General features: G+C 73.4%; 5 protein-coding genes. 3 read left to right on the top strand and 2 right to left on the bottom strand.

Annotation, left to right across the window (positions count from 1 at the left end; all coding sequences use genetic code 11):
- On the bottom strand, window positions 1-459 hold a 459-nt coding region (locus B7767_RS28580), incomplete at its 3' end, for a septum formation initiator family protein (RefSeq protein WP_107486392.1).
- A gap of 109 nt (window positions 460-568) precedes the next feature.
- A complete protein-coding gene (gene rsmH / locus B7767_RS28575; protein WP_256923604.1) occupies window positions 569-1501 on the bottom strand; it encodes a 16S rRNA (cytosine(1402)-N(4))-methyltransferase RsmH in 933 nt (310 codons plus the stop codon).
- A 491-nt stretch (window positions 1502-1992) separates the two neighbouring features.
- Between rsmH and B7767_RS28570 the strand changes: the two genes are divergently transcribed.
- The 3 genes from B7767_RS28570 to B7767_RS28560 all read left to right on the top strand — a co-directional run.
- A complete protein-coding gene (locus B7767_RS28570) occupies window positions 1993-2541 on the top strand; it encodes a carbonic anhydrase (RefSeq protein WP_085574690.1) in 549 nt (182 codons plus the stop codon).
- 260 nt (window positions 2542-2801) lie between these two features.
- The gene (locus tag B7767_RS28565) at window positions 2802-3890 is read left to right on the top strand and encodes an AAA family ATPase (protein ID WP_371102571.1); all 1089 of its coding nucleotides are present in this window, start codon (window positions 2802-2804) and stop codon (window positions 3888-3890) included.
- A partial coding sequence (locus tag B7767_RS28560) for a DUF58 domain-containing protein (RefSeq protein WP_085574688.1) occupies window positions 3890-5188 on the top strand: 1299 nt, incomplete at its 3' end. The genes B7767_RS28565 and B7767_RS28560, both read left to right, overlap by 1 nt.

Genomic DNA, 5188 nt, shown 5'->3' with positions numbered 1-5188 from the left:
GGGGGTCGATGAGGAGGAGGGCGTGGAGGCGGTGGGCGGCGGGACCGTCGCGGTGGCCGGCGCCTCGGGCGCGAGGACCAGGGGCGCGCGGGCGGCGGAGGCGGCACCGGGTACGCCCTTGACCTTGCCGTCGGGGCCGAGGAAGGCGGGGTCGCCGCCGGGCACCATGCCGAGTTCGCGGGCGCGGCGCTGGAGGGCGTCGGGGGCGGAGTAGGCGTCGATGTCCCGCTGCAGGGCCTGTTCCTCGTCGGTGAGGTTCTTGGTCTCCCGCTGGAGGTCGTCGAGCTGGAACGCGCCCTCGCTGAGGGCGGAGTTCAGCACCAGGAGGCCGATCAGGCCACCGCCGAGGAGGGCCACGACGAGGACGACGAAGGGGGTGCGCGCCGCCTGGGCGCGCCCGGTGGGCAGGAGATGCGTGAGCCGGGCCGCCCGCCCCTTCAGCTCGGGCCGCCCCTTCAGTTCGGGTTTCCTACTCACTCACGCTCCCCTGAGTTCGCTTTTCCCACCCGTCCGCCCGGCCGCCCGTCACCCGCCTCGTCTGCCGTCCGCGCCTCGCACCGTCGGTGTCTCAATCGACGTCCTCCCGGATCCGCTCGGCGCCGCGCAGCCGCGCGGGGGCCGCGCGCCGGTTCTCGGCGATCTCCTCCTCGGTGGGAAGTTCGGCACCGCGCGTGAGCAGCTTGAGCCGGGGCTGGTACTGCTCGGGGACGACCGGGAGGCCGGGCGGGGCGGTGGTGGCGGCGCCGGCCGCGAACACCTGCTTGACGAGCCGGTCCTCCAGGGAGTGGTACGACAGCACGGCGATCCGTCCGCCGACGTCGAGGGCCTTCACGGCCGCGGGGACCGCCCGCTCCAGCACCGACAGCTCGCCGTTGACCTCGATCCGCAGGGCCTGGAAGGTGCGCTTGGCCGGGTTGCCGCCGGTGCGCTTGGCGGCCTGCGGCAGCGCGTCGCGGATCAGCTCGACCAGGCGGGCGCTGTTGGTGAACGGCTCCTTCTCGCGTTCGCGCACGATCGCGGACACGATGCGCTTGGCCTGCTTCTCCTCGCCGTAGGCGCGCAGGATGCGGACGAGTTCGCCGGCCGGGTAGGTGTTGAGGACCTCGGCGGCGCTGACGCCGGTCGTCTGGTCCATGCGCATGTCGAGGGGGGCGTCCTGGGCGTAGGCGAAGCCGCGGTCGGCCTCGTCGAGCTGCATGGAGGACACCCCGAGGTCGAACAGGACGCCCCGCACGCGCGGGAGCCCGAGCCGGTCGAGGACGTCGGGGAGCTCGTCGTAGACGGCGTGCACCAGGGTGGCCCGCTCGCCGTAGGGCGCGAGCCGCTCGCCGGACAGGCGCAGGGCCTCCTTGTCGCGGTCCAGGGCGACGAGCCGCGCCTCGGGGAACCGCTGGAGCAGGGCCTCGCTGTGGCCGCCGAGCCCGAGCGTGCAGTCGACCACCACCGCTCCCGGCCGCTCCAGGGCGGGCGCCAACAGGTCCAGGCACCGCTGGAGCATCACCGGGACGTGTCGACCCTGTCCCTCCCGCCGCCCGCCACCGCCCTTATGCGGAAGCGCTTCGCGCCCTTTCACTTTGGCCCTCTCAAGTCCGGCACGGCGCTCACGCACCGCCGGGTTCCCGCCCTCCCCCGGTGAGGGGCGGCCGGCGCCGTCAGGCGCAGGCCGGGCGGCGGCGGGAGGAGGCCGAGCCGTACGTGCGCGCCGCGCACGCGGGGAGATCCCCCGGTCGTCGCCGGGGGATCCGGGGAAAGTCAGTGCAGCGGGTGCTCTCGCCTCCCGCTTCGCGCCACTTTAGTCCACGGTCCCGCCCGGTCAATCAACCGGCCTGCGCGTCGCGGCCCGCGCGGCGGGTCAAGGGGCGGATCGGACACATCACCCGCAGGAGGGGGCTCACACCACCCCTGTGGGTTACCTCACACCAAGGCCCGCTGACGTTCTTTGTCGCCCCTCACAACGGGCCCGACGCCCTGGTGACCAGTAACGTCATGGGTATGACGACTTCCGCATCGGTTCCCACCGGCCCCCAGAACGCCACCTCCGGTCACGGCACGGTCACCGACCGTCTGGTCGACGCCAACCAGCAGTACGCGGCCGCCTTCACCGACCCCGGCATGGACGCCCGCCCGGTCCTGAACGTCGCCGTGGTGGCCTGCATGGACGCCCGCCTCGACCTGCACGCCGCGCTGGGCCTGTCGCTCGGCGACTGTCACACCATCCGCAACGCGGGCGGGGTCGTCACCGACGACGTGATCCGCTCGCTGACCATCAGCCAGCGTGCCCTGGGCACCCGCAGCGTGGTCCTCATCCACCACACCGGCTGCGGCCTGGAGTCCATCACCGAGGAGTTCCGGCACGAACTGGAGATGGAGGTGGGCCAGCGCCCCAACTGGGCCGTGGAGGCCTTCCGGGACGTGGACCAGGACGTACGGCAGTCGATGCAGCGCGTGCGCACCTCGCCGTTCCTGCTGCACACCGACGACGTGCGCGGCTTCGTCTTCGACGTGAAGTCGGGCCGGCTGCGCGAGATCGACCCCGCCTGACCTGGCCGTCCGCCCCGGAGGGGCCCGGACTCCGGGCCCCGTCCGACGTCGTAAGACCTGACATACCGCTGTCAGTTGTCCACAGGCGAGTGACACGAATCGGTAACGGCGGCAACAATGCGGGAGTGGCGTCACGCGGAACTTTTCCCGCGTGGTGTCCGTGATTCGGGGTGGGCCGGTCCGCACGGCAAGGCGTCGGCCCGGGACATTTGGGGTCCTCCGCTCCTCGAGGAGCGCGGGGAAGGGCCGAGGAGGGCCGGGTGACGACCTATGACGAGCGGGCGAGCCATGGGGGTGCCCCCGACCGGGCGTATTCGAGGGTGGGGGACGATCTGACCGCCGTGGTGGAGCGCGTGCGGGACTCGGTGGAAGGCGTGATCGAGGGAAAGCCCGAGGTCGTACGGCTCTCGCTGACCGTGCTGCTCGCCGAGGGACATCTGCTCATCGAGGACGTCCCGGGAGTCGGCAAGACGATGCTGGCCAAGGCGCTGGCGCGGTCCATCGACTGCTCGGTGCGGCGGATCCAGTTCACACCGGACCTGCTGCCCTCGGACATCACCGGCGTCTCCATCTGGGACCAGCAGCGCCGCGACTTCGAGTTCAAGCCGGGCGCCATCTTCGCGCAGGTGGTGATCGGCGACGAGATCAACCGCGCGTCGCCGAAGACGCAGTCCGCGCTGCTGGAGTCGATGGAGGAGCGCCAGGTCACCATCGACGGCAAGACCTACGAACTGCCCAGCCCGTTCATGGTCGTGGCGACGCAGAACCCGGTCGAGATGGAGGGCACCTATCCCCTGCCGGAGGCCCAGCGCGACCGTTTCATGGCCCGCGTCTCGGTCGGCTACCCGAGCGCGGAGGCCGAACTGCAGATGCTGGACGTGCACGGCGGCGTCTCCCCGCTGGAGGACCTCCAGCCGGTGGCGCACGCGGACGAGATCCTGAAGCTGATCGAGGCGGTGCGCGAGGTGTACGTGGCCGAACCGATCCGCCGGTACGTGGTGGACCTGGTCGCCGCCACCCGCACGCACCCCGATCTCAGACTCGGCGCCTCACCGCGCGCGACACTGCACCTGTTGCGCGCGGCGAAGGCGGCGGCGGCCCTCGGCGGCCGGGACTACGCGCTGCCGGACGACGTGCAGGCGCTCGCCGTGGCCGTCCTCGCCCACCGGCTGCTGCCCACCGCCCAGGCCCAGCTCAACCGCCGCACCTCCGAGCAGGTGGTTCAGGAGATCCTCCAGCGCACCCCGGTGCCCGCGGAGCGCGCCCGTACGTCCGCGGACACCCCGCGGCAGAGCGGCCCCGGCCGCGGCGGACCGGGCTACGGCCAGCAGCCGCCCCGGAGGCTGTGATGACGACCCCGGGCCCCACCGCGGGCGCGGTCCACGCGGAGGACGACCGGGGTGACCGGAGCGGCGTCAGGACGGCCCTGGCGGGTCTCACCACCCGCGGACGCTCCTTCCTGGCCGCCGGTGTGGCCGCCGCGATCTGCGCGTACGTGCTCGGGCAGAGCGATCTGCTGCGGGTCGGGCTGCTGCTGACGGTGCTGCCGCTGGTGTGCGCGGCCGTGCTCTACCGCACCCGCTACCGGGTCGCCGGCAGCCGCCGGCTCTCCCCCGGCCGGGTGCCCGCCGGTTCCGAGGCGCGGGTGCACCTGCGGATGGAGAACGTCTCGCGGCTGCCCACGGGCCTGCTGATGCTCCAGGACCGGGTGCCCTACGTGCTCGGCCCGCGCCCCCGGTTCGTCCTGGACCGGGTGGAGGCGGGCGGGCGCCGGGAGGTGTCCTACCGTGTCCGCTCCGACCTGCGCGGCCGCTATCCGCTGGGCCCGCTGCAGCTGCGGCTGTCCGACCCGTTCGGGATGTGCGAGCTGACCCGGTCCTTCTCCACGTACGACACGCTGACGGTGATCCCGCGCGTGGAGCCGCTGCCGCCGGTGCGGCTGAGCGGCGAGGCGAAGGGGTACGGCGACGGACGGCAGCGCGCGCTGGCGCTGGCCGGCGAGGACGACGCGATCCCGCGCGGCTACCGCTACGGCGACGACCTGCGCCGGGTGCACTGGCGCTCCACCGCCCGCTACGGCGAGTTGATGGTGCGCCGCGAGGAACAGCCGCAACGCGCCCGGTGCACGGTGCTGCTGGACACCCGGGGCGTCGCCTACGCGGGTGCCGGACCGGACTCGGCGTTCGAGTGGGCGGTGTCCGGTGCGGCCTCCGTGCTGGTGCACATGCTGGAGCGGGGTTTCTCGGTGCGGCTGCTGACCGACACCGGTACCTCGGTGCCCGGCGAGGGCTCCGACGGGTTCGCGGGGGTGAGCCAGGAGTCGGCGGACGCGGCCGGGCTGATGATGGACACCCTCGCCGTGGTGGACCACTCCGACGAGGAGGGCCTGTCCCGCGCCTACGACGTGCTGCGCGGCGGGAACGAGGGGCTGCTGGTCGCCTTCCTCGGCGACCTGGACGAGGAGCAGGCCGCGGTGCTCGCCCGGATGCGTCAGCGCGGCGGGGGCGCACTCGCCTTCCTGCTGGACAGCGGGACCTGGCTGCGGGAACCGGCCGAGGCGCCCGGTGCGGCGGACCGGCGCGGGGAGCGGCTGCGGATGCTGCGCGAGGCGGGCTGGACGGCGCTGGGCGTGCCGCCGGGCGCCTCG

Origin of the sequence: Streptomyces sp. 13-12-16 (assembly GCF_002114215.1) — a bacterium.
Lineage (GTDB): Bacteria > Actinomycetota > Actinomycetes > Streptomycetales > Streptomycetaceae > Streptomyces.
Note: the sequence above shows the minus strand (reverse complement) of the source record. Positions and strands in the feature narration are given on the sequence as shown.

Coding starts and splice junctions, on each gene's coding strand:
- B7767_RS28570 (WP_085574690.1), top strand. CDS start 1,993: ATGACGACTTCCGCATCGGTTCCCACCGGCCCCCAGAACGCCACCTCC.